Annotated in this window: 19 protein-coding genes; 10 read left to right on the top strand and 9 right to left on the bottom strand. The window is 56.2% G+C overall.

What is annotated here, in order from left to right; genetic code table 11:
* Positions 1-201: 201 nt before the first annotated feature.
* The 3 genes from FLT43_RS30225 to FLT43_RS18675 all read right to left on the bottom strand — a co-directional run bounded on the left by FLT43_RS30225 (position 202) and on the right by FLT43_RS18675 (position 2100).
* Positions 202-606, bottom strand: a complete 405-nt coding sequence (locus FLT43_RS30225; protein ID WP_244194325.1) for a C40 family peptidase — start codon at positions 604-606, stop codon at positions 202-204.
* Entirely contained in the window at positions 603-1082 is a 480-nt protein-coding gene (locus tag FLT43_RS30230; protein WP_244194324.1) for a copper amine oxidase N-terminal domain-containing protein, read from the bottom strand. Before FLT43_RS30230 ends, FLT43_RS30225 begins: the two co-directional genes overlap by 4 nt.
* 169 nt (positions 1083-1251) lie before the next feature.
* Positions 1252-2100 (bottom strand): alpha/beta hydrolase family protein, encoded by an 849-nt coding sequence (locus tag FLT43_RS18675; protein ID WP_087444154.1) that lies wholly within the window; start codon positions 2098-2100, stop codon positions 1252-1254.
* 237 nt (positions 2101-2337) lie between these two features.
* On the opposite strand from FLT43_RS18675, the gene FLT43_RS18680 reads away from it, so the two are divergent.
* The 3 genes from FLT43_RS18680 (at position 2338) to FLT43_RS18685 (ending at position 5637) form a co-directional block, all read left to right on the top strand.
* The gene (locus FLT43_RS18680) at positions 2338-2847 is read left to right on the top strand and encodes a mismatch-specific DNA-glycosylase (protein ID WP_087444153.1); all 510 of its coding nucleotides are present in this window, start codon (positions 2338-2340) and stop codon (positions 2845-2847) included.
* A gap of 223 nt (positions 2848-3070) precedes the next feature.
* Positions 3071-3250, top strand: coding sequence for a hypothetical protein (locus tag FLT43_RS29410; RefSeq protein WP_390942480.1), 180 nt, complete (start codon positions 3071-3073; stop codon positions 3248-3250).
* Between the two features lie 155 nt (positions 3251-3405).
* The gene (locus FLT43_RS18685) at positions 3406-5637 is read left to right on the top strand and encodes an ATP-dependent helicase (RefSeq protein WP_087444152.1); all 2232 of its coding nucleotides are present in this window, start codon (positions 3406-3408) and stop codon (positions 5635-5637) included.
* A gap of 125 nt (positions 5638-5762) precedes the next feature.
* Here FLT43_RS18685 and FLT43_RS18690 read toward each other — a convergent pair whose 3' ends face one another.
* The 3 genes from FLT43_RS18690 to FLT43_RS18700 form a co-directional block, all read right to left on the bottom strand.
* On the bottom strand, positions 5763-6530 hold the full coding sequence (locus FLT43_RS18690; protein WP_087444151.1) for an ABC transporter permease: 768 nt from the start codon (positions 6528-6530) through the stop codon (positions 5763-5765).
* A 41-nt stretch (positions 6531-6571) separates the two neighbouring features.
* The gene (locus FLT43_RS18695; protein ID WP_087444150.1) at positions 6572-7282 is read right to left on the bottom strand and encodes an ABC transporter ATP-binding protein; all 711 of its coding nucleotides are present in this window, start codon (positions 7280-7282) and stop codon (positions 6572-6574) included.
* 129 nt (positions 7283-7411) lie between these two features.
* Positions 7412-7936 (bottom strand): PadR family transcriptional regulator, encoded by a 525-nt coding sequence (locus FLT43_RS18700; RefSeq protein ID WP_087444149.1) that lies wholly within the window; start codon positions 7934-7936, stop codon positions 7412-7414.
* Positions 7937-8629: 693 nt separating this feature from the next.
* Between FLT43_RS18700 and FLT43_RS18705 the strand changes: the two genes are divergently transcribed.
* From FLT43_RS18705 to FLT43_RS18715, 3 genes are all read left to right on the top strand, one after another.
* Positions 8630-10072, top strand: a complete 1443-nt coding sequence (locus FLT43_RS18705) for an aldehyde dehydrogenase family protein (protein ID WP_087444198.1) — start codon at positions 8630-8632, stop codon at positions 10070-10072.
* Between the two features lie 88 nt (positions 10073-10160).
* A complete protein-coding gene (locus FLT43_RS18710; protein WP_174818159.1) occupies positions 10161-11801 on the top strand; it encodes a formate--tetrahydrofolate ligase in 1641 nt (546 codons plus the stop codon).
* A gap of 63 nt (positions 11802-11864) precedes the next feature.
* Positions 11865-12170, top strand: coding sequence for an MTH1187 family thiamine-binding protein (locus tag FLT43_RS18715; protein WP_087444147.1), 306 nt, complete (start codon positions 11865-11867; stop codon positions 12168-12170).
* A gap of 98 nt (positions 12171-12268) precedes the next feature.
* Here the strand turns inward: FLT43_RS18715 and FLT43_RS18720 are convergent, their stop codons facing one another.
* Positions 12269-14080: a glycerophosphodiester phosphodiesterase gene (locus tag FLT43_RS18720; protein ID WP_087444146.1), complete on the bottom strand. Its 1812-nt coding sequence runs from the start codon at positions 14078-14080 to the stop codon at positions 12269-12271.
* A gap of 260 nt (positions 14081-14340) precedes the next feature.
* Positions 14341-15600 carry a Glu/Leu/Phe/Val family dehydrogenase gene (locus FLT43_RS18725; RefSeq protein WP_087444145.1) on the bottom strand — a complete coding sequence of 420 codons (1260 nt, stop codon included), beginning with the start codon at positions 15598-15600 and terminating at the stop codon, positions 14341-14343.
* Between the two features lie 800 nt (positions 15601-16400).
* On the opposite strand from FLT43_RS18725, the gene FLT43_RS18730 reads away from it, so the two are divergent.
* The 4 genes from FLT43_RS18730 to FLT43_RS18745 all read left to right on the top strand — a co-directional run bounded on the left by FLT43_RS18730 (position 16401) and on the right by FLT43_RS18745 (position 19396).
* Complete coding sequence (locus tag FLT43_RS18730; protein WP_087444143.1) at positions 16401-16676, top strand: hypothetical protein; 276 nt, start codon at positions 16401-16403, stop codon at positions 16674-16676.
* Positions 16673-17326, top strand: a complete 654-nt coding sequence (locus tag FLT43_RS18735; protein WP_087444142.1) for an SGNH/GDSL hydrolase family protein — start codon at positions 16673-16675, stop codon at positions 17324-17326. Before FLT43_RS18730 ends, FLT43_RS18735 begins: the two co-directional genes overlap by 4 nt.
* A 224-nt stretch (positions 17327-17550) precedes the next feature.
* Positions 17551-18252, top strand: a complete 702-nt coding sequence (locus tag FLT43_RS18740) for a response regulator transcription factor (protein WP_087444141.1) — start codon at positions 17551-17553, stop codon at positions 18250-18252.
* Between the two features lie 73 nt (positions 18253-18325).
* Positions 18326-19396 carry a sensor histidine kinase gene (locus tag FLT43_RS18745; RefSeq protein ID WP_244194323.1) on the top strand — a complete coding sequence of 357 codons (1071 nt, stop codon included), beginning with the start codon at positions 18326-18328 and terminating at the stop codon, positions 19394-19396.
* A gap of 551 nt (positions 19397-19947) precedes the next feature.
* Here the strand turns inward: FLT43_RS18745 and FLT43_RS18750 are convergent.
* Complete coding sequence (locus FLT43_RS18750; protein WP_087444139.1) at positions 19948-20868, bottom strand: transposase; 921 nt, start codon at positions 20866-20868, stop codon at positions 19948-19950.
* Positions 20869-20941: the final 73 nt, after the last annotated feature.

Below are 20941 nucleotides of genomic sequence, written 5' to 3' on the forward strand. Positions count from 1 at the left end.
CCCATTTGGCTTCAGGTCAACCCGGGGTGCGGGAAGCGCGGCGGTTGTAGTGCCGCTTCTCCTCCATATCACCGGATTATCTTATCCATTATATCGTGATCCGGCCGGAGATTCCCATCCTATTCTTCACTCGCTTCCTGCAATCTTGAATTCCTAGCGACTGCCCCTTGTCCGGCCAGACCGTGCGAACAGGCCCTCCGGTTAGATGACCCGGCGCATCGACAGGCGCACGGAGCCCCAATGTCCACCGTCCATATCACTGATTTGGACGCCCGGGTCGCCCCATGTATGAATGAACTTTCCATCGCCGATATAGATGCCGACATGTCCCGGAATCCGGTCATTCTCGAACCGTCCGGGAACGGTGAAGAAGACCAGATCTCCCGGCATGAGCTTATCCCGGGTGACGGCGGAGCCCTGCTTGGCCTGATCCTGAGCCACGCGCGGAAGCTTGATTCCGTAATGCCCGAACACATGCTGGGTGAAGGAGGAGCAGTCGAACTTCTTCGATTCTTCATAAGGAGCGGTACCGAATTGGTACGGGACCCCCAGGAACGATTTCGCGTATTGAATCAAGGCCTGGGCATCCACCCCCGTGCCGGTCATGCGGAGCCCGCGCGCCGAGATGCCGCCGTCGGGCGGCGTCTGCCCTGCATCCGGATCGCCCCGATATCAATGGTCTGCCGTTCCGGATTCCATTGCACCGGAGCCTGGAGCAGCAGGGACAGGGATTCGACGGTGGCGAACGGCGCTCCCTTGAGCCGGACGGGGGCTTGCGGCAGCGTGATCGGCTGGCCGGAAGCAAGCGCTTCGGGGCGTCCCGGATACAGCTCATAGATCACGTCGGTATAGCCGATGCGCACGACCTGGTCGCGATCCTCCATTCGCAATCCGAGCGCATGCGCGGCTTCGCGCAGCGGAATCAGCCGGCTGCCTCTCGCATCGATATGCGATCCGTCCAGCAGCGCCGTGCTTGTCGGACTGGGCGGTTCAATCGGATTCGGCTTGGCGCAGGATGCCGTGATCCCTAGCAATGATGCGGCGCAGCACAGCAGCCAAAAACGAACGCCGGAGTAACCCATGGCGAATTCACCTCATTCGTTTTGATAAAATATAAGAAGCACCCGATTCGGTCTATACTTGGCTTATATTTCTCGCAGCAGCGCTTGCCCCTCTTCGAAAGAGGCGAAGACGCTTCTACTTGCAGTGTGCGCCGGGAGCGGGCTGGTTATGTATGACAGCGCGCCGAAGTCAGCGTCCCGTCGCTTCGATCCAGCGGAACATTCGCTGCACGGCTGCGCAGTGCTTCTCGGGCGGGAATAAATGACCTTCCCCGGCATAAGTATGCAGTTCCGTCTCCTTGCCGAGCGATGCCAGCCTGTCCCGCATCCGGACAGCATGGGCATAAGGAACCTGCTCATCCTCCGTCCCGTGGATAAGCAGGACGGGACAGCTGATCTGCTCCGCCAGATGGATCGGAGAGCGAAGGCGGAACGCCGCTTCCTGCCGGGCAGGCGTTCCTCCGATAACGCGCTTGAGCATGCGCCGCAGGTCGATGCGTTCCTCGTACGTCTGGGCCAGATCCGATACGCCGCTCCAGAGGATGAGGCGATGGATGCCGGGGGCGCCTGCCGCCGTTCTAGCCGCGTTGATGGCCCCGCGGGAGAAGCCCATGACGGAGATTCGCCGCGCATCGACGAACGGCAGTTGGACGAGCATGCGCCAGGCGGCGCGTACATCCTCCGTGTCGGAGCCGCCGAATTCATCCCGGCCTTCGCCCCCTTCATTGCCGCGGTAGCACGGGGCGAAGACGATATATCCATGGCTGGAGAACTGCTCCAGCCAATGCGTCCGCACGCGGCCGAACTTGCCCATTCCGCCGCGGCAATAGAGAAGGACTGGCCAACTGCCCGCCGACATGTCCCGGCGTTCCGGCGGCCAGCCGCAGGCCGCTTCCGCCGGGCGCGGAAGCTCCGGGCACGCATAGTGGCCGCGAAGCCAGAGCCCCAGCCGCTCCGGATCCAAGCGGTATCCGGGCGGCAGGCTCAAATATCCGGTGACCTTGTGCTCCCCGGAGAGGTAGGTAAGATGGAGCAGCATGGGCGAATCCTCCGGTTCTTGTCCTTGGACATGTATTTTCTATATAGTGTGTCTATCGTCTCATATATTTCTTGCATCATGCAGCCGGATTGGCCGCGTTTTATTTAATGCCATTCATAGGTATTATAATCATAGGATTGACCTGGGAACCAGCAATCGGTCGTTGCTGTCATTTACTATTAATCCCATTAATTTTTTTAATTTCCATATTCGGATCAAGAACAGGAGGCGGTATTTATGAATCCGATACCCGATCATCTCGCCTGGGGGCTGGATGTGCTGTTCGTCGGCTTCAATCCAAGCCCGCGCTCGGGGGAGACGGGCCATCATTACGCCAATCCGCGCAACCGCTTCTGGACGATCCTGCACCGGGCCGGCTTGACCCCGAGGTTGTACCGGGCCGAGGAGGACGGAGAACTGCTTAAGCTGGGCTACGGCTTCACCAACATTGTCGCCCGGCCGACTCCGACGGCAGCGGACATCACGGCGGCCGAATATGCAGAGGGGCGCAACCTGCTTCGCCGCAAAATCGAGACGTACCGTCCGCAGACCGTATGCTTCGTCGGCAAGGGCGTCTATGAAGCTTACAGCGGACGGAGAGGCGTGGAATGGGGATTCCAGGACGAGCCGGTCGTAGAAGGCGTGCGCGATTTCGTGGCGCCGTCATCCAGCGGTCTTGTGCGGATGAAGCTGGAGGAGATCGTTAGCATCTATGCGCAGTTGGCCCGGCAGCAAGATGGGGAGTGAATCGCCGCAGGAGCTCTGGGCGGAATGCCCAGAGGGCTGAATTTTCGAGCATGACGGAGGATAACTGTAAGCGGAAGCGCTCAGGCTCCAAGCAGCGCACTCCGGTCGTGAGAGGCGTGCTGAGGCGTTTTCAGGACGTTTTCAACGACAGGCCCTTATCCGTTATACTTACAGAAGCTGTTTACGCATCGATTAGGAATGCGTAAATCCATTCAAGCAGGGAGTGACGATTTTGAGTAACGAGCATATGTTGGAACGCAAAAATGAATTGCTGCGCCGCAATATTCAACAGTATCTTCTTCTAGAGAATCAGCACGGATTAAGCCAGCAGGAGCAGCATTTTTTGCAGCATCTCATTAAGGAAATGCACCAGAACAATTATGAGATGAACCGTCAATCGTAACCCCCTCCCGCTTATTTGCGGCCCTCGGGCGTGCCATATAGCGAAGAGTCCGGATGCCCGGGCTCTTTTTTTCATGGGAGGATAACATGTACAATAGAGAACATCGGGCTTGAACCGAGTGCAGCAACAGGCAACAACGAAAGGATAGTATGGTCATGCAGGAGAAGGAAGGGTTCTTGGCAAGCAAGCGGCGGGAGGGCATCGTTCTCAATACGGTACAGACAGAGGCGGTCCTTCATACCGACGGGCCAATGCTGCTGCTGGCCTCTCCCGGATCGGGGAAGACGACGACAATCGTGATGAAGATCGGGTACCTGATCGTGGAAAAAAAGGCGGATCCGTCACGCATTAAGGCGATCACCTTCAGCAGAGCGTCTGCGGCAGACATGAGGGAACGGTTCGCGCGGCTCTGTCCTGAGCTGCCGGTCCGCAGGGTCGATTTCTCGACGATTCACAGTCTGGCGTTCGCGGTCACCCGCGAGCATCTCCGGAATGCGCGCACTGATTTCCAGATCATCGAAGGGGATGTCGATCTGGGGAGCCGGGAAGAAGCCCCGATGGGAATGCCGGCTCTTCACAAAAAGCTCATCCTGCGCGAGCTATACAAGTCGATTGCAGGAGAACATATCGCCGATGATCAGATGGATGAATTAACGACCTATATCAGCTTTGTCAAAAATAAATTGCTTCCTTCGGATCAATGGGAGCGCGTCCCTTGCAGCGTGCCGAAGGCGGCGCATATCGCCCGGCAGTACGAGCAATTCAAGCGAACGGGAACGGACAAGCTTCTGCTTGATTACGACGATATGCTGACGGTAGCCTATAAGGCGTTCAGCCGTGACCGGAAGCTGCTGCAGCGGTACCAGTCCCGCTATGATTATATTTTGACCGATGAGAGCCAGGATACGTCGCTCGTGCAGCATGAGATTATCGGCCAGCTTGCCCAGCCGCACCGGAATCTGTGCGTTGTGGCTGACGATGATCAGAGCATTTATACGTGGCGGGCTGCGGAGCCGGATTATTTGCTTCAATTCAAGCAAGTATACCCTGATGCGAAGCTGCTGAAAATGGAGCAGAATTACCGCTCTTCCCGTAATATCGTCGAAGTCGCCAACCGCTTCATCATGCAGAACAAGCAGCGCTATGACAAGCAGATGTTCACGGCCAACCCGCCGCAGCGGCCGATTGCCCTCACGGAGGTCGCCGAATACGAGGATCAGGCCAAAAAAGTGGCGGAGCGCGTGTCCGCCATAGCCAATTTGCGCGATACGGCTGTCCTGTACCGGAACAATTCTTCTTCGATTGCGCTGATGAATGAGTTCGATCGCGCCGGCATCCCGTTTTTTATCCGTGACGGGGACAGCCGATTCTTCTCGCATTGGGTGGTCGAGGATGTGCTGAACTTCATGCGGATGGCGTTTACCGACCGGCGGCCTGATCTTTTGGAAAAAATCCATCTCAAGTTCAATGGCTACATCTCGAAGCAGCAAATGGCGGCATTGAAGGACATTCACAACGGCGAATCGGTCTTCGACAATTTGCTTCGCCATGTGCCGCTGCAGGACTACCAGATCAGTCTGCTGCAGGACGGCAAGGAGACCTTCGCCGGGCTGAAGGAGATGACCCCGCAAGCGGCTATCCGCGTTATCCGCACGAAGCTGGGCTATGACAAGGCCGTCGAGAAAACATGCGAGCGGCTCGGCTTCCGCAAAGAGTATATCGTCGGCATATTGAACACGCTGGACAATATCGCCGATGGCCTCGCCACACTGCCAGACTTCGCGGCACGTTTGAAGCGGCTGGAGGCGATCATGGACTCCGCCAAGCGGAACCGGGACGCTAACGCGGTCACGTTCGCTACGCTTCACAGCGCGAAGGGTCTGGAGTTCGAGCATGTGTTCATGATCGACCTGGTGGAAGGCATCATTCCTTCGCAGGAGGACATCCGCAGCTACGACAAAGGCGAGACCGCGGAGATGGAGGAAGCGGTCCGGCTATTCTATGTCGGCATGACGCGGGCAAAATCCCAGCTTGAACTGCTGTCCTACCGGGAGCGGGGCGGGGAGAAGGCGAAGCGTTCCCGGTTCGTGTCTTATGTGGAGAAGCTTCAGCCTGCGCCTGCGGCGAGCTCGGCGCAGGCGGTGACTGTGTCCGTACCGCAGGCAGGAGCGGCTTCTATCATCCCGAATGCGGTTCGGACATGGAGCGGGATCGGGGCCGGAACGAAGGTGAAGCATTCCACCTTCGGCCCGGGCGAGATTATCAGCCTGGACGAAGAGGCTGTCGAGATTCAATTCGCGGGCGAGCGGAAGCGGCTGTCCGCTTCCACTTGCTTGAGCCGCGGGCTATTGGCGTTGGCGGAAGAAGCCGTCCCTCCGCGCGGATAATGGGCGAGGCGGCCCGGCGTATCCAGTGCATGCTGAAGGCGGCCCGTGCGCCTCACGTATACTGGAGGGCCGAGCCATTCGTCGGCACAAGCCGAGGGCGCCTTTTCCTCTACGGAAGACATGGTCTAGCTGGACACTGCGTGCGTGCGCCGCTTCCGCCTTACCCCGGCCTGCTCGGCATCCCAGCGGAAGGTCAGTATCGCAATGGTCATGCAGAGCACGGTGAATCCGGCCAGGATGGCGAGCGGCTCCCAGACCAAGGCGGACGCTGTGTCGGCATGAATGGCAGCGCCCATCGCCTTGACGAAGTAGTGGAAGGGCTGGAGCGAGGCGATGATGCGTACCCATTCTGGGGCGCCATCCAGACGAAAGAATGCTTCGCTCGTGAACAGCATCGGGAAGCTCATCAAGTTCGAGATCATGTTGACATTGCCCTCGTCGCGCGACAGATTCGCCGCGATATAACCGATGGCCGTGAAGCACACCGTCCCGACGAGCAGCACGAGGAACATCAGTCCGACACTCGCAACATGCAGCGTAACTCCCAGCATGAGGACGGCCATCGTGATGATGCAGCAGCTGACGACCAGCGTCAGCGCAGTCCGCGCGCCGGTCATGGCCCCGATGAACGCCGCGGTAGAGAACGGGGTGGCGCGCAGCAGCTTATAGATCCCCCGATTGCGGTGGGCCATCACATAGAAGGCCGTGACCATCGTCGCGCCGAACAGCACATTCATCGTGAGTACGCCTGCCAGCAGCCGCCCGGAATAGGCCGCGTCATCGAAATAAATTCCAAGACCCGCCAACAACGCCAGCGGAAAAGCAATGGTCCAAAACAGCGTATGAATATCGCGAAAAATCCCGAAGACCAGTGTCCGGAAAATCGTAATCATCGCTAAAATTTCCTCCTTGAGAGTGGATTCGGGCGGACGGCTCAGTTTTCCGCCAGCCGCAGGTACAGCTCCTCCAGACTGTCCGCCTCGTATGCCGTGAGCAGTTCCTCCGGCGTCCCGGCGGCCTGAATGACGCCCCGGTTCATCATGATGATGCGCGACGCGAGCTTATACACCTCTTCCATATCGTGCGAGGTGAAGACGATAGAGGTACCGCCCTCCGCGAGGGAATGAATTAATTCCCGAATGTCGCGCCGTGCGCGCGGGTCGAGCGCCGCCGTCGGCTCATCGAGGAACAGGAGCGCCGGATGGTGCACAAGCGCCATGGCGATGGCGAGCCGCTTCTGTTGGCCGCCGGACAGACGTGCCGCATCGGTTCGGGCGGCCTCGCCAAGTCCGCAGCGCCGCAGATGCTCCATCAGAATGCGGTCGGGCATCCGGCAGCCATAAAAAGCGGCGAACATACGCAAATTTTCCAAAGCGTTAAAACCGGGAAAGAACGGAGTCGACTGCAGCTGCAGCCCAATATGGCGATAGGGATCTGCGGTCCAATAGCTGATCTGTCCCTGATCCGGCCGCCGCAGGCCAAGCAGCAAATCAAGCGTTGTCGATTTCCCGGCTCCATTCGCTCCAATGATGGCAAGCACCTCCCCCTGCCGAATCGTCACGTCCACGCCGTTCACTACAGTACGGCGTCCGAACGCTTTGACGAGCCCCGCCGCTTCGATTAAGACGTTTGCTTGCATGGTCATGAACTGCTCATCTCCTTTTTTATTTAGCCAATGTTTTATATCCAATATTGGATATATTCGTGAAAGGAAAGCCGCTCGTTCCGGAATACGGATGATACGGCAAGGCTATGGCAAGAAGATTTCTCCCTGTTACTGCTGCATCAGTGCGATGACTTTGCGGAGATAGGCGATATCCAGCTCCAGCAGTGCGATCGCATTGTCGAACGAAGCTTCCGCGATAGGGGGGAGCCCGTATTGACGCTTAATCTCCTTCCCTAGCTTCCACTGCTCCAGCGTTGCCTCCAGTTCCTTCACATTCTGCTCCAGCAGCGGCTTCGCTTCTTCCCGGGGAATCTCGTCAATCCAGGTCAGTCCGAGCACGAAATCAGACTTAACCGAATGGGGCGCAAGAGTCAGCGATTCCCGCACCTTCTCTTTGAAGTACCGCTCGCCCTGTTCCGTGATGGCATAAATTTTGCGCAGGCGGGCTCCGGTCCGTTCCTCCGCCTCCGTCCGAATCAGCCCTTCTTTCTCCATCTTGTTCAAGGAGTAATAGATCGAGCCGGACAACACATTTGTCCACACATCGACGCGACTGGTCTGGATCGTCTGTTGAATTTCATAACCGTGCATCGGCCGCTGGCGCAGTAAGGAGAGAATAATCAAGTCGGTCACAATGCGTGAGCTCCCTTCCAATTGTGCAATAAATAATGATTGGTTTGATACAACATTGGATACCCAACATTGGCTATTTGGTCGATACCTGAATTATAGGGCGCGGGATGACTGTTGTCAATCCGCTTTCTGTTGTCCAATATCCCAACCGCTCAGGGATGCGTTCCCGGAAGAGCATTTTTCGTGTCGATAACCCCCATTAATTTCCCCCCCTCTCGCAAAACGCAGATTACGTCACTTAGGTATCGCATGAGTGTGATAAGCAGCCTCTCGTCTCATCTATCTGTAACATTATATTCCTGTCTGCGCTCCCTGCTCCATTTTTCTAATATAGTGTGCCATCTCATTTCGGGCTGCTGTCAGTACCGAGCGGTATTTTATAACGTTAATCTTGTGCATCATTAATGAAAATTGATCTACGATGTAATCATTTCGAGGCTGAGGTATGGAGATAGGTGGCCCGAGACTGATTAGCTTATGGAGAGCCTGAATCGATGGGAGAGTGCAGATACAGGCTGCGACAGACCGACAGATGCATCAGAATTTTTCACTTTAATCGACCATGCAGGTCCGCAGCATATTAGCAGGTTCTGCCAACTTCCGAACATAGAGGCATGAGGCTGAACCATCTGCCGCTTACACAGTAATGTATAATGAGAAATAGATTTGATGTTCATGGAAAGAGGGATAGCAATGTCACAGGTTGAGACCTACGGATTGTTCATTAACGGCGAGTGGAGGGTGACGGAGCAGACCACACCGCTGTTCGCCCCCTATGATGGGGCGCTGCTGGCCCGAATCAGCCAGGCCGGCGAGGCCGAGCTGGAGGAGGCGATCGCCGGGGCGCAGCGGGCGGCGGTCAAGATGAGGGCGATGCCCGCCCATGCCCGGGCCGATATTTTGCTGAAGGCGGTCGAGCAGATGACCGAACGCAAGGAGGAACTGGCCCGGCAGTTGGCCCAGGAAGCGGGTAAGCCGATTCGGGCTGCGCGAGCCGAGATGGAGCGGACGATTACAACGTACCGGTTCGCGGCGGAAGAGGCGAAGCGTCTCTACGGCGAGACGATCCCGATGGATGCGGCGCCGGGCGGGGAAGGCCGGTTCGGCTTCGCAATGCGCGAACCGCTCGGTGTCGTCGCCGCGATTACGCCGTTCAATTTCCCGGCGAACCTGGTGGCGCATAAGCTCGGCCCGGCCCTGGCTGCCGGCAATGCCGTCGTGTTGAAGCCGGCCTCCCAGACGCCGCTTAGCGCGCTCGTATTGGGCGATATTTTCCGCCAGGCCGGCCTGCCCGGCGGGGCGCTGCAGATCGTGACGGGCAGCGGCCGCGTGATCGGCGACCGTGTCGTCGCGGACGAGCGCGTGCGCAAGATTACGTTCACGGGCAGCGAGGAGGTCGGGGCCCGCTTGAAGGCGAAGGCCGGGCTGCGCAAGACGACGCTGGAGCTCGGCTCGAATTCGGCGCTGATCGTCGAGCCCGGGGTGCCGCTGGAGTCGATTATTCCACGCTGCGTGGAGGGGGCCTTCGCCTACGCCGGACAAGTGTGCATCTCTATTCAGCGCATCTATGTGCACGAGTCGATCTGCCACGAGTTCACCGCGCGGTTCGTGGCGCGGACACAGCAGCTTCGTGCCGGCGATCCGCTGGATGAGGCCACCGACATCAGCGCTATGATTTCCGAGGGCGAAGCGGAGCGCATCGAGGCGTGGGTGAACGCGGCCGTGGCGCAGGGGGCTGAGATCGCCTGCGGCGGCCGCCGCGAGGGAGGCTATTTCATGCCGACGGTGCTGCTCGGCGTGACGCCGAATATGGACGTCTCGTGCCGCGAGACATTCGCGCCCGTCGTGTCCATTGTCCCTTACGCCTCGCTCGATGAGGCGATTGCGCTGGCGAACCGCTCTGACTTCGGCCTGAACGCCGGAATTTATACGGCAAATCTGGCGGATGCGATGAGAGCGGCCCAGCAGCTTGAGGCAGGCGGCGTTATCATCAACGACATCCCGACCTTCCGCACCGATCATATGCCGTATGGCGGCGTCAAGAATAGCGGCTACGGCCGGGAAGGCGTCAAGTACGCGATTCAGGACATGACGGAATTGAAATTCGTGTGCGTAAACACTTTTCCGTCGGTTTGACGCTTGTCACGGATTTGTGAATATCTTGGTCCGGGACGGAAATGTATAATGAAGGTATCGACAGGAGTCAGGGGGGCTTATTCGAATGATGAGAACAATAGTTGACGTTGCAGCCCGTATCGGCGTGCCGGCAGAGCAGCTTGAGCTCTACGGCAAGTATAAGGCGAAGCTGGGCCAGGAAGTATGGGAGGCGAATGCGCATCGGCCTGACGGCAAGCTGATTCTCGTCTCGGCGATGAATCCGACGCCGGCGGGAGAAGGGAAGACGCTGACGACGATCGGGCTGACGCAGGGGCTGAACCGCATCGGCCGGCAGGCGGTGGCAGCGCTGCGCGAGCCGTCGCTAGGGCCTTGCATGGGAATGAAGGGCGGCGCGACCGGCAGCGGACGCGCGCAGATTGTGCCGGCGGAGGACATCAATCTTCATTTTACCGGAGATATTCACGCGATTACGTCGGCGCATAATCTTTTGGCCGCCATGATCGACAATCATCTGTATCAGGGCAACGCGCTCGGCATCCAGCCGGAACGCATCGTCTGGAAGCGGGCTGTCGATATGAACGACCGCGCGCTGCGGCATATCGTCGTCGGGCTGGGCGACGGCAACGGCGCCGTGCGGGAAGACGGCTTCATGATTACGACGGCTTCGGAGATTATGGCCGCGCTCTGTCTGTCCGAGGATATGGACGACCTGCGGACGCGGCTCGGCCGGATGGTGGTCGCCTATACCTATGAGGGCGAGCCGGTAACCGCATCGCAACTGCAAGCTGTCGAGGCGATGTGCGTGCTGCTGAAGGACGCCATCTACCCGAACCTGGTCCAGACCGTGGAAGGGGATCCGGTATTGGTGCATGGCGGTCCGTTCGCGAACATTGCGCACGGCTGCAGCAGCGTGCGGGCGACGCGCTATGCGCTGAAGCTGGCCGACTATGTCGTGACCGAGGCCGGGTTCGGCGCCGATCTGGGCGCGGAGAAGTTCATGGATATCAAATGCCGCCAGAGCGGACTGGCGCCGTCGGTTGTCGTCCTGGTTGCGACTGTGCGCGCCCTGAAGTATAATGGCGGCTTGGCGAAGGATCAGTTGGAGCAGGAGTCTCCGGAGGCGCTCGCGGCCGGATTTGCTAATCTCCGCCGCCACGTGGAGAATATGCGGAGCTTCGGCGTGCCGGTTGTCGTCGCGGTGAACCGGTTCGCGGCCGATACGGAGAAGGAGCTGGAGGCCGTTCAGCGGATGTGCAGCGAGATTGGAACGGAGGCGATTCTGTCCGAAGCATGGGCGAAGGGCGGAGAAGGCGCAGCGGCGCTGGCGGAAGCCGTCGTGCGGCTGGCCGACGCGCAGGAAGAGGGCCGGTTCCGGCTGCTGTACGAGGATGAGCTGCCGATCGAAGAGAAGATCGAAGCGATCGTCACCCGCATTTACCGTGGAGCGGAGATAGCCTACAGCCCCGCCGCCAAGCGGGCGCTGCGAGAGCTGAAGCGGTTCGATACGGCAAAGCTCCCGGTCTGCATGGCGAAGACGCCGTATTCGTTCAGCGATCGGCCGGGTCTCCTCGGCGCCCCGGAAGGGTTCACGCTGGAGGTGCGCGATATCCGCTGGTCCGCGGGTGCAGGCTTCATCGTCGTGCATACCGGCCAGGTGCTGACGATGCCGGGCTTGCCGAAGCATCCGGCTGCGGAGAGGATCCGCCTCGATGAGGAGCAGGGCGTCGTCGGACTGAGCGGACAATAGATTGGCAAGTCATCGCAAAAAGGATACAGAATGAAGGCAGGAGCACGAAGGGAGGATGGCGCTATGGCGCTGGCAGAGATTACGGTCATCCCTATCGGGACAGAGTCGACGAGTTTGAGCTCGTACGTCGCCGATATGCAGCGTGCCCTCGAGCAGGTCGACGGAATCGTCTACGAACTGACGGCGATGGGGACGATTATTGAAGGGCCGCTGGATCGATTATTCGAGGCGGTACGCGCATTGCATGAGAGCCCATTCCAGGGCGGGGCTTCCCGGGTGTCGACCGTCGTGAAAATCGACGATCGCCGCGACAAGGCTGGATCAATCGGGCAGAAGCTGGCTTCCGTTCGGGAAAAGCTGGAGCATTAAAAAAGTATCCCTATCCTCTAGCTGCTCCGGCAGCGGCAAGATATGAATCGCCTCCCCGGTCAGTGCGACCGAAGGGAGGCGATTGTGCATTATGTCAGCTATTCAAGATTAAGCAAAAAGACCGGTTCCCCGCCAAGCTCCTTGATGGCTTCCCTCGCTTCCTTCGGAATGTCGGTAATAATGCCGTCTACCCCGAGCGAGTAGAAGTGGGCCGCTCGTTCCGGGTCGTTAATTGTCCACACATAGAGCGGCTTGCCGATCAGCTTGGCGGAGGCGACCAGGCGGGCGGTGACGAAGGCCTCCTCCACGACGAAGAAATCGGCATCGAACCGGTTCAGCGGCGCGAAGGTGGCGTAAATTATATAGCCGGCCTTCAACTCGGGAGCCTTTTCCTTCAACTCTTGAAGCAGATTATACTCGAGACTGGACACGACAACCTCATTCTCGGCCTGATGCCGGCGAATCGTATCGATGAAGCTGGAGACATAGTCCGGCGTCTCATAACCATGTGTCTTCAGCTCGAGGTTGAGGCGGATCCGGCCCTTCATCGCATCCAGCACTTCATCCAGCGAAGGAACACGTCCGGCATATCCGTTCTGGAAGAGCGGAATGTCCTGCAGCTCAGCCAGAGTCAGATCATAGACATTGACATTGTGCCGCGCCAGGCGCTTCAGATTGTGGTCGTGAATGACGGCCAGCTTCCGATCCTGCGTCTGCAAAATGTCCAGTTCAATATAATCGGCCCCGGCCTCGACCGCTCCTTCGAACGCGTCCATCGTATTCTCGACCCCCGTGTTCACATTCCCGCGGTGGGCGATGATGACGAACTTATCTTTCGCTTCGCCCCAGTCGGTCAGCAGCGCCGTGACGCCCCAGCCGATCGCAATGAGCATGAGCAGGCCGAACAGGGCCAGCTTCGGGCGATGCTGTGAGGCGAAGAGACGTCTTCCCGCCCGGGTCGGGCCTCCGGCAATATCCGGCTCGTCCGAATGCAGGGAGATGTGTTTCTTGCCTGCGTACCGGACATAGAGCCGGGTGACGACGGTGATGAACAGGGGCGTCATGACGAGCGTCATCACGTAGACCCCGAAGCTGATGACGCCCCCGACCGTGACGATGGCTGTCTCGGGGAGACTTTCCGGCAGCATGGCAATCGCCGCCGCGATCAGGGCGATGTAGACGGCGATGATCAGCACGAACACGAGCACCCATTCGCCGACAGCCCGGAGAATCGACCATTTGCTCTTCCAGAACAGACGGGCACTCTTCGCGAAGGCACGCCAGAACTGGTTCGAATCCTCCAACACAAGGATGGGCAGCGCATAGATGCAGAGCAAGTTCAGAATGGCGACGATTGTGAAGAACAGGATAAATGCTGCCGTTCCAGTGCTGGTCTTCATCAGTTCTCCCGTAATGAAGTTCGGAATCGAGACGTTCGGCAGCAGCGAGGAGCCGAAGCCCGTATTCAGCAGCGGGAAAAGCAGAAGCAGGTATAGCGCCAGGCCAAATATCCCGATGCGCCACAGCCCAGGAAGGCGGGATAATGCTTTGAGCACGACGGCGCGCAGCCGGACCGTTTTGCCTTGCATCCCATAATAAGCGATATAAATAAGAACGGCGAATTCGGTATAAATCAGCATCATCGCCACCGGAGCGAGCAGGACGAGACTGAGCAATCCGTACCGGCTCAGGACGAAGCGCAGCAGATCATGATTGGCTGCGGCCCCGAAGCCGCCGATCTCCAATATTTTGTTGAAGACGATCGACATGAACGGGATGAATAACCCGATTGTCATTAGCTTATAGAACAGCTCGAAAAGAAGAAAGGGCCGGTAAGCATATTTCCAGACCTGCAGCACCCCGCGAATCATTTGGAACGGACGCCGCGTCCGTAGGTTCAAGGTGTTCATGATGAATATGTTTCCTTTAGATGAGAATTTATCAGAATTCGACGCTATCTGAGGCGCGTCATCCTTCATGCTGTATAACCTATTATAGGAAAATAGCGCCCATGATCCAAATGAATCGGAGAAGCGGAAAATTGGAGCCCCGCATGATGGAAGCGTTAGCCGCTGGATCGCAGCCTCGACTGCAGCAAAAAAGCTACCCTGCGGCAGATGGATTCTGCTGCAAGATAGCTCTTTTCATTCGCTGTTCACTGTGCGATGTATTACACCCAGCCGCGAGCGCGCATAGCTTCAGTAACGCGTTGAAGCGAGATCATGTATGCGGCCGTACGCAGGTCCGTATTGTATTCATTGGCCATGTCGCGTACCGCTTCGTACGACTTGACCATATTCGTCTGCAGCTTGTCGAGGACTTCCTCTTCGCTCCAGTAGTAGTTCATCAAGTTCTGTACCCATTCGAAGTAGGATACGGTTACGCCGCCGGCATTTGCCAAAATATCGGGAATGACGATGCAGCCTTTTTGATTCAGGATGGCGTCCGCCTCCGGTGTCGTCGGGCCGTTCGCTGCTTCCGCGACGATGCGGGCTTTGATACGAGGGGCATTTTCCTTCGTGATGACATTTTCCAATGCTGCCGGAATGAGGATGTCGACGTCTAGTTCAAGGAGTTGCTCGTTCGAAACGTGGAAATCTTGACCGTATTCCAAAATCGTCGCTTCGTCCTTCAACTGCTCGACGCGGTCGAGATCGAGTCCGTTCGGAGCGTAGATTCCACCGCGGGAGTCGCTTACGGCTACGATAGTCGCGCCGAGGTCGGCCAGCAGGCGAGCCGCAATGCGTCCGGCGTTGCCGAAGCCTTGAATGGCGACTGTGGCCTTCTCCATCGGCCGGCCGATGTCTTGAAGCGCCGATTGAATCGTATATACGCAGCCTTGGGCCGTCGCTGCATTCCGTCCTTGGGAGCCTCCGATAATAATCGGTTTGCCTGTAATGACGCCCGGCGTATAATGTCCGCGCAGCTTGCTGTAGGTGTCCATCATCCAGCCCATGATCTGCGGTGTCGTGTATACGTCTGGAGCCGGAATGTCCCGTTCAGGTCCTACAATATCTGAGATGGCTTCCATGAACGCGCGGCTGACCCGTTCAATTTCCCCTTTGCTCATTTGGCGTGGGTCGCAAATGACGCCGCCCTTGCCCCCGCCGTAAGGCAGGCCAACGACGCCGCATTTGAATGTCATCCACATCGATAATGCTTTGACCTCGTCCAGTGTCACGTCCGGATGGAATCGGATGCCGCCTTTTGTTGGTCCAATAGCATCGTTGTGCTGGGAACGATACCCATCAAAAATCCGTACCGTACCATCGTCCATCCGTACAGGGAAGCTCACCGATAAGACCCGTTTCGGTTTTTTCAAAAGTTCAGTAACATGCTCGGGTAACTGTAATTTTGCCGCAGCCGTATCGATTTGCTTTTGTACGATTTCGTACGGGTTTAGCACTTCTGCTTGTTCACGTTGTAACATTTCCAAGGCTCATCACCCATCCTTTCAAGCGTTATAGGAACACTTTTCAAACATTATACTGAGAATGTGCGGATTTTGAAATAGCAAACATTACGAAATTCACAAAATAGTTAAAGATTATATGACGTTTAGTGTAAATTTTCATTACATTAATTTATTCTTTTATGGCTATAAAACCTTTTAATAGAAAATATCTGTCAATTATACGCATGTTTTTCGTCTTCGTGATGTGGACATTTGGGCGATGGCAGAAGTAAGGAAGGGAAAGCTGACGTGGCATAATCCTAATGCCAGCATGTGTTCTCGTTTATTGGGATTTGTCTTTCTCAGGAGGACGTTCGTGTTTTTTGGAAAATGGACGAGAGCCCTCTCTTCACCCGGAGAACCGGCATAACGGAATGCGGAGTGCTGTTCTTCTATCCTAAAATGTGCCCTATTATAATGGAAATGATTTTTTTTATTGTGGTGATTATTTTTTGTTATTCCCCGTCCAAATTATACATCGCTTCTATTATACAGCATGGAATTTCCCCATTATCCCCCCTTTTGTTGCGATCTGGCACAATGCATCTTAAAAAACTCCATTGCTTTGCTCTGATGCAGTATTTAAGCTTGAAAATATAGTATGCAGGATGCGCAAGATTCGATGCCATCCAAGCTGCAGGTGAGGAATCGGGATGCAGCATCTTCGGTTGCCTGCCCGATCGGAAGGGGCTTCAGCATGAGCGGCTATAAACGGATCGGTTCCGCTGATGTAGAAGCCGAGGGCGTATTTGCACGGAACGCATGAGTACTGATGGATGTCGCTCGGCGTCGCCTCCTTTCCGTATCTGGACGCCGCGCCCGCGTACCGTTCGGAGGCGATTTTTCTCGAATCCGGACATTTGCAGGATCCGTTTGTATGGACAGACGGTAAAGGAGGAGATATGATGATTGCCAAGGACATGGACGGGTGGGTATGCAGCGAGAAATACAACGGAATCCGCGCCACGTCCCGGGATGGCCGCAGTTGGTTGCTGGATTGTGCGAAGCATACGTGGAATATGGTCATACCAATCGATGGAGGGATTCGATGAACAGCTCAGTACCGAAGCGAACGATGCAAGACGGAGATGTAGTTCTTTTTCAGGGCGACAGCATCACAGATGCGGGCCGTCAGCGGGAGCTGCCCTCTCATCTGGGCACAGGCTATGCCTTCATGGCGGCCGGTCTGTTCCAGAGCATGTACCCGCAGCTCGATGTCATGTTCCTGAACCGGGGCATTAGCGGGGACCGGGTATGCGATCTGCAGGCACGATGGGAGGAAGACTGCCTGAAGCTGAAGCCGACATGGGTCAGCATTTACATCGGGATTAACGATTGCTGGCGGCGCTATAGCCGTCAGGATGAGACGACGGCCGAGCAATTCGAGTCAGGGTACCGTGATATTATTGAACGGACCTTGAAGGAGCTGGAAGCGCAGCTCGTGCTCATCGAGCCGTTCGTGCTGCCGGTGCCAGCTGATCGGACACAATGGCGGGAGGATCTGGATCCGAAGATTCACATTGTGCGCCGGTTAGCCCGTGAATACGGCGCCTATTATGTGCCGCTGGACGGTCTGTTCGCGCAGGCGGCCGCCCGCCGCGAACCGCAATTCTGGGCACCGGATGGCGTGCATCCGACACCGGCGGGCCACGCGCTGATCGCGAAGGCTTGGCTGGAAGCGGTGGGCGCTCCGGCATTCTAATCGAATGCGTTGCCTAAGGGCTTGTAGGGCCATCCTGTGTCGCCTTTGCGCGGCGCAGGATTTTTTGCGATCCGGGGAGCGGCATAGCACGGCATACTTGTCATTAGATTGGACTTGCGGGGCCGGCTTGGCTTGTGGCAATTGCCGGGTATGCTTGAATTCAGCCCTGTGATGTTGTTATGCTAAAGCCGAAAGGTTCACGAACATAGCGAGGAGGTTCGAATGTGACCCGCATTTTAATTGTGGATGACGATAAGGAGATTGCCGATTTAATTGAAATATATTTAAGGAACGAAGGCTACCAACTGCTCAAGGCGCATGACGGGGTTGAAGCTTTGTCGGTGCTGGAACGGGATCCGGTGGACCTGGTCATTCTGGATATCATGATGCCGAAGCTGGACGGGATGTCCGTCTGTCTGAAGATTCGGGAAAAGCAGGCGACACCGGTTCTCATGCTGAGCGCCAAAGCAGAGGACATGGACAAAATTATGGGACTGATGACCGGCGCGGATGATTATATGGTGAAGCCGTTCAACCCGTTGGAGCTGGTGGCCCGCGTCAAGTCGCTCCTTCGCCGCACGTATCAGTTGAACGCTCATATCCAGGCCGGTTCCGAGCCTGCCGGAGTCATCCGCATTCAGGATCTTGAGATCAACAAGGCGACACATTCCGTTCGGGTGAACGGGCAGCCGATCCATTTGACCTCGATGGAATTCGAAATTCTCTATGTGATGGCTAGCCATCCTGGAAGAGTCTACAGCGCCGAGGAGTTGTACGAACGGGTGTGGCAGGAGAACTTCAACGGTTCCCACAATACAGTAGCGGTTCATATCAGCAAGCTGCGGGATAAGCTGGAGGCCCATGGCGACAAGTATATTCAGACCGTATGGGGAGTAGGGTATAAGATTGAACAAGCATTGGGCTAAAAGTATCCGTTGGAAGCTGCTCTTTAGGTTCGTGCTTACCCTGCTGCTTACCCTTATGAGTCTAGTTTTGCTCATGTTTGCGGCTGGTGTGATTCGGGAGCTGAAGGAGCCTGTTACGTACCGAATCATCAACTTCCTGGCGTTTGAGCTGGGTGTTGTGCCTACGATGGTGATTACGGGCATAATCCTGTTCATCCTCTTCTATGTGCTGCTGAACCGCCAACTTATTGCCAGTCTTGAGCGGATTACAGAGACGGTGCAGCATATTGCCGATGGGGATTTCGATCAGCGGTGCAATATTACGACCGATGACGAGATCGGGCGTCTGGCCAAAAACATTGATAACATGGTCTACCAATTGAAGAACTCTATCGAGGAAGAACGGCTGGCGGAACGGACGAAGAATGAGCTGATTACGAGCGTTTCGCATGATCTGCGGACGCCGCTCACCTCGATTCTCGGCTATTTGGGGCTGGTTGAGCAGGATCGTTATCGCGATGAAGTGGAGCTGCGGCATTATATTCATATTGCATATGAAAAGGCCGAGCGGCTGAATGTCATGATTAACGATCTGTTCGAATATACGCGGATGAACGGCGGCATGACCTTGCGCACCAAGCCGATGAACGTGTCAGAGATGGCCGGCCAGCTGTGCGTGCATTACCGGTACCCGATGGAACAGGCTGGATTAACGCTGCAAATGAGCAGCAATACAGACAAATGCTGGGTTAATGCCGATCCGGACAAACTGGTGCGCGTGTTCGACAATCTGTTGTCCAATGCGACGCATTATGCGTACAGCGGTAGCGTCGTGGAGCTTCATCTCCGTCAAGAGAAAGACAAGGTGGAAATTGTCGTCAAAAATGCGGGTGACCCCATCCCGAGCCACGATCTGCCTCATATCTTCGATCGCTTCTATCGCGTCGAAAAATCACGTTCCGAGAAAACCGGCGGCTCCGGACTCGGCCTTGCGATCGCCAAGACGATTATCGAGCTTCACGGCGGAACCATCCGTGCCGAGAGCTCATCCCAGGCGACGCTGTTCATTATCGAGCTTCCGCGAATCGATCCGCCTGATCCTGCTTATAAGAGTCAAGCAGACGGCGCATCCGGGCAGGGCGCCTCAGCCACTGCGCCCGAATAAGTCGAATAAGATGGTCAAAGCAGTGCCAGGGGCGCTGCTTTTTTGTTGACTTGGCGGCGTTGGTTTGTGGGGTGTGGAGGCGAGGTCTTTGATTCATTGCTGCTGCGCTCTATTGCTTGTACGGCTCTATTGCTTCTACGATTCTATTATTTCTAAGCTTCTATCGCTTCTACGATTCTATTGCTTCTATGGCTCTTTTGATCGGTATCCCCGTCGTTCAGGAAAAGTCGCTTAGGAAAAGCGGAATGATAATAGCACACTAGTATGTCTACGTGCCAAACAGAGAAACAAGGATGCGATACGATTATGATGATGGAAGATAAATAGGAAAAGGGTACACGCCGAATTTGAGCAGGGTAATAGCTTCATTATACGAGAATCCGCATCATGTCAAAATCCCAATACGAAATAAGTTCCGATACTACATCCCATAAATTATTTCCCACCTAAAATATCGACTTCAAATTAGTTACGGCTCATGAGGAACGGTAACTTTAATGATTTATTGGATTCACGAGTGATAAGCAGTATCCGCTTCCCTGCGAATAGATTCACGCAGCCGCCGTATATCGAGAGCGGCCTCGTAATGAGCTTGCCCGCCTCAAATAACGCTCCCGAGCCCCATTTCTGGCACAGCATATCTCAGCCAAATGCCCCCATTCGGCTGCGTGTCGGGCAATTGCATTTTCCCGGTAACAAAATTCATCTAAATAATGCTGCAGGTACTTGCCGCTTATCCCGCGGAACGTATCGCATAGCCAACGCTTTGCTCGCCGGAACACAGTATATAGGGGACTATTGTGCTTGACTCGAAACCGCTGGCGGATAATTGAGATTGCAGCGGTCAGCGCCGATACATGTTGTTCAATAAAGTCATCGCATCCCGAAGGAAGCAGCAGCTTACCGGACATATGCTGCCGGTTGACCAGCTTCATCTTATATTCCTGCTCCTGGCCATCTGGGGCCAGCGAGGCTGCCACGATAAGCGGATGTTCCTGTGCCGTCAGCTCGAAACAGGAATATTGGCGGCTGCTGCCGTAATAGGCGATAAAGCCATGAACGTTATGCTCGAGCTGTTCTTGCTCGTCAACACAACTAATCGCAGTGCGAATCTTATGGAGCATCGCCCATGCCGTCTTGTAGGTAACCTCAATAATAGAGCTCAGCTTGACCGCATTAATACCTTCATCCCGACGAGAGACAAGCCATATCGCGGCTATCCACTTCCGGAGGGAGGTTCTGCTGCCCTCCATGATCGTGCCAGCGGTTAGGGATGTCTGGTGCTGGCAAGCGCTGCATTCGTACAAAGGAAGGCGCCGGGTCCGGATGACATAGGCACGGGTATGCCGGCAGTTCGGGCAGCGGTAGCCATGAGGCCATTTCAGCGCAAACAGGGCAGGAATACATGAGTCTTCTGTAGGGAACCGACCCGCCAACTCCTCCAACGTACCGGCGTTCGTCCAACCAATCATCCGAGCACCCCTCCTATATTACAGATTAAAAACAAACATATGTTCTTATGTCAATCCTACCAAACATATGTTT

This window comes from Paenibacillus thiaminolyticus, from assembly GCF_007066085.1.
GTDB classification, from domain to species: domain Bacteria; phylum Bacillota; class Bacilli; order Paenibacillales; family Paenibacillaceae; genus Paenibacillus_B; species Paenibacillus_B thiaminolyticus.

Coding starts and splice junctions, on each gene's coding strand:
- FLT43_RS18680 (WP_087444153.1), top strand. CDS start 2,338: ATGAATCCGATACCCGATCATCTCGCCTGGGGGCTGGATGTGCTGTTC.
- FLT43_RS18745 (WP_244194323.1), top strand. CDS start 18,326: ATGTTTGCGGCTGGTGTGATTCGGGAGCTGAAGGAGCCTGTTACGTAC.
- FLT43_RS18675 (WP_087444154.1), bottom strand. CDS start 2,100: ATGCTGCTCCATCTTACCTACCTCTCCGGGGAGCACAAGGTCACCGGA.
- FLT43_RS18705 (WP_087444198.1), top strand. CDS start 8,630: ATGTCACAGGTTGAGACCTACGGATTGTTCATTAACGGCGAGTGGAGG.
- FLT43_RS18735 (WP_087444142.1), top strand. CDS start 16,673: ATGAACAGCTCAGTACCGAAGCGAACGATGCAAGACGGAGATGTAGTT.
- FLT43_RS30225 (WP_244194325.1), bottom strand. CDS start 606: ATGACCGGCACGGGGGTGGATGCCCAGGCCTTGATTCAATACGCGAAA.
- FLT43_RS18725 (WP_087444145.1), bottom strand. CDS start 15,600: ATGTTACAACGTGAACAAGCAGAAGTGCTAAACCCGTACGAAATCGTA.
- FLT43_RS18720 (WP_087444146.1), bottom strand. CDS start 14,080: ATGAACACCTTGAACCTACGGACGCGGCGTCCGTTCCAAATGATTCGC.
- FLT43_RS18695 (WP_087444150.1), bottom strand. CDS start 7,282: ATGACCATGCAAGCAAACGTCTTAATCGAAGCGGCGGGGCTCGTCAAA.
- FLT43_RS18690 (WP_087444151.1), bottom strand. CDS start 6,530: ATGATTACGATTTTCCGGACACTGGTCTTCGGGATTTTTCGCGATATT.
- FLT43_RS18715 (WP_087444147.1), top strand. CDS start 11,865: ATGGCGCTGGCAGAGATTACGGTCATCCCTATCGGGACAGAGTCGACG.
- FLT43_RS18685 (WP_087444152.1), top strand. CDS start 3,406: ATGCAGGAGAAGGAAGGGTTCTTGGCAAGCAAGCGGCGGGAGGGCATC.
- FLT43_RS18730 (WP_087444143.1), top strand. CDS start 16,401: ATGTCGCTCGGCGTCGCCTCCTTTCCGTATCTGGACGCCGCGCCCGCG.
- FLT43_RS18710 (WP_174818159.1), top strand. CDS start 10,161: ATGAGAACAATAGTTGACGTTGCAGCCCGTATCGGCGTGCCGGCAGAG.
- FLT43_RS30230 (WP_244194324.1), bottom strand. CDS start 1,082: ATGGGTTACTCCGGCGTTCGTTTTTGGCTGCTGTGCTGCGCCGCATCA.
- FLT43_RS18750 (WP_087444139.1), bottom strand. CDS start 20,868: ATGATTGGTTGGACGAACGCCGGTACGTTGGAGGAGTTGGCGGGTCGG.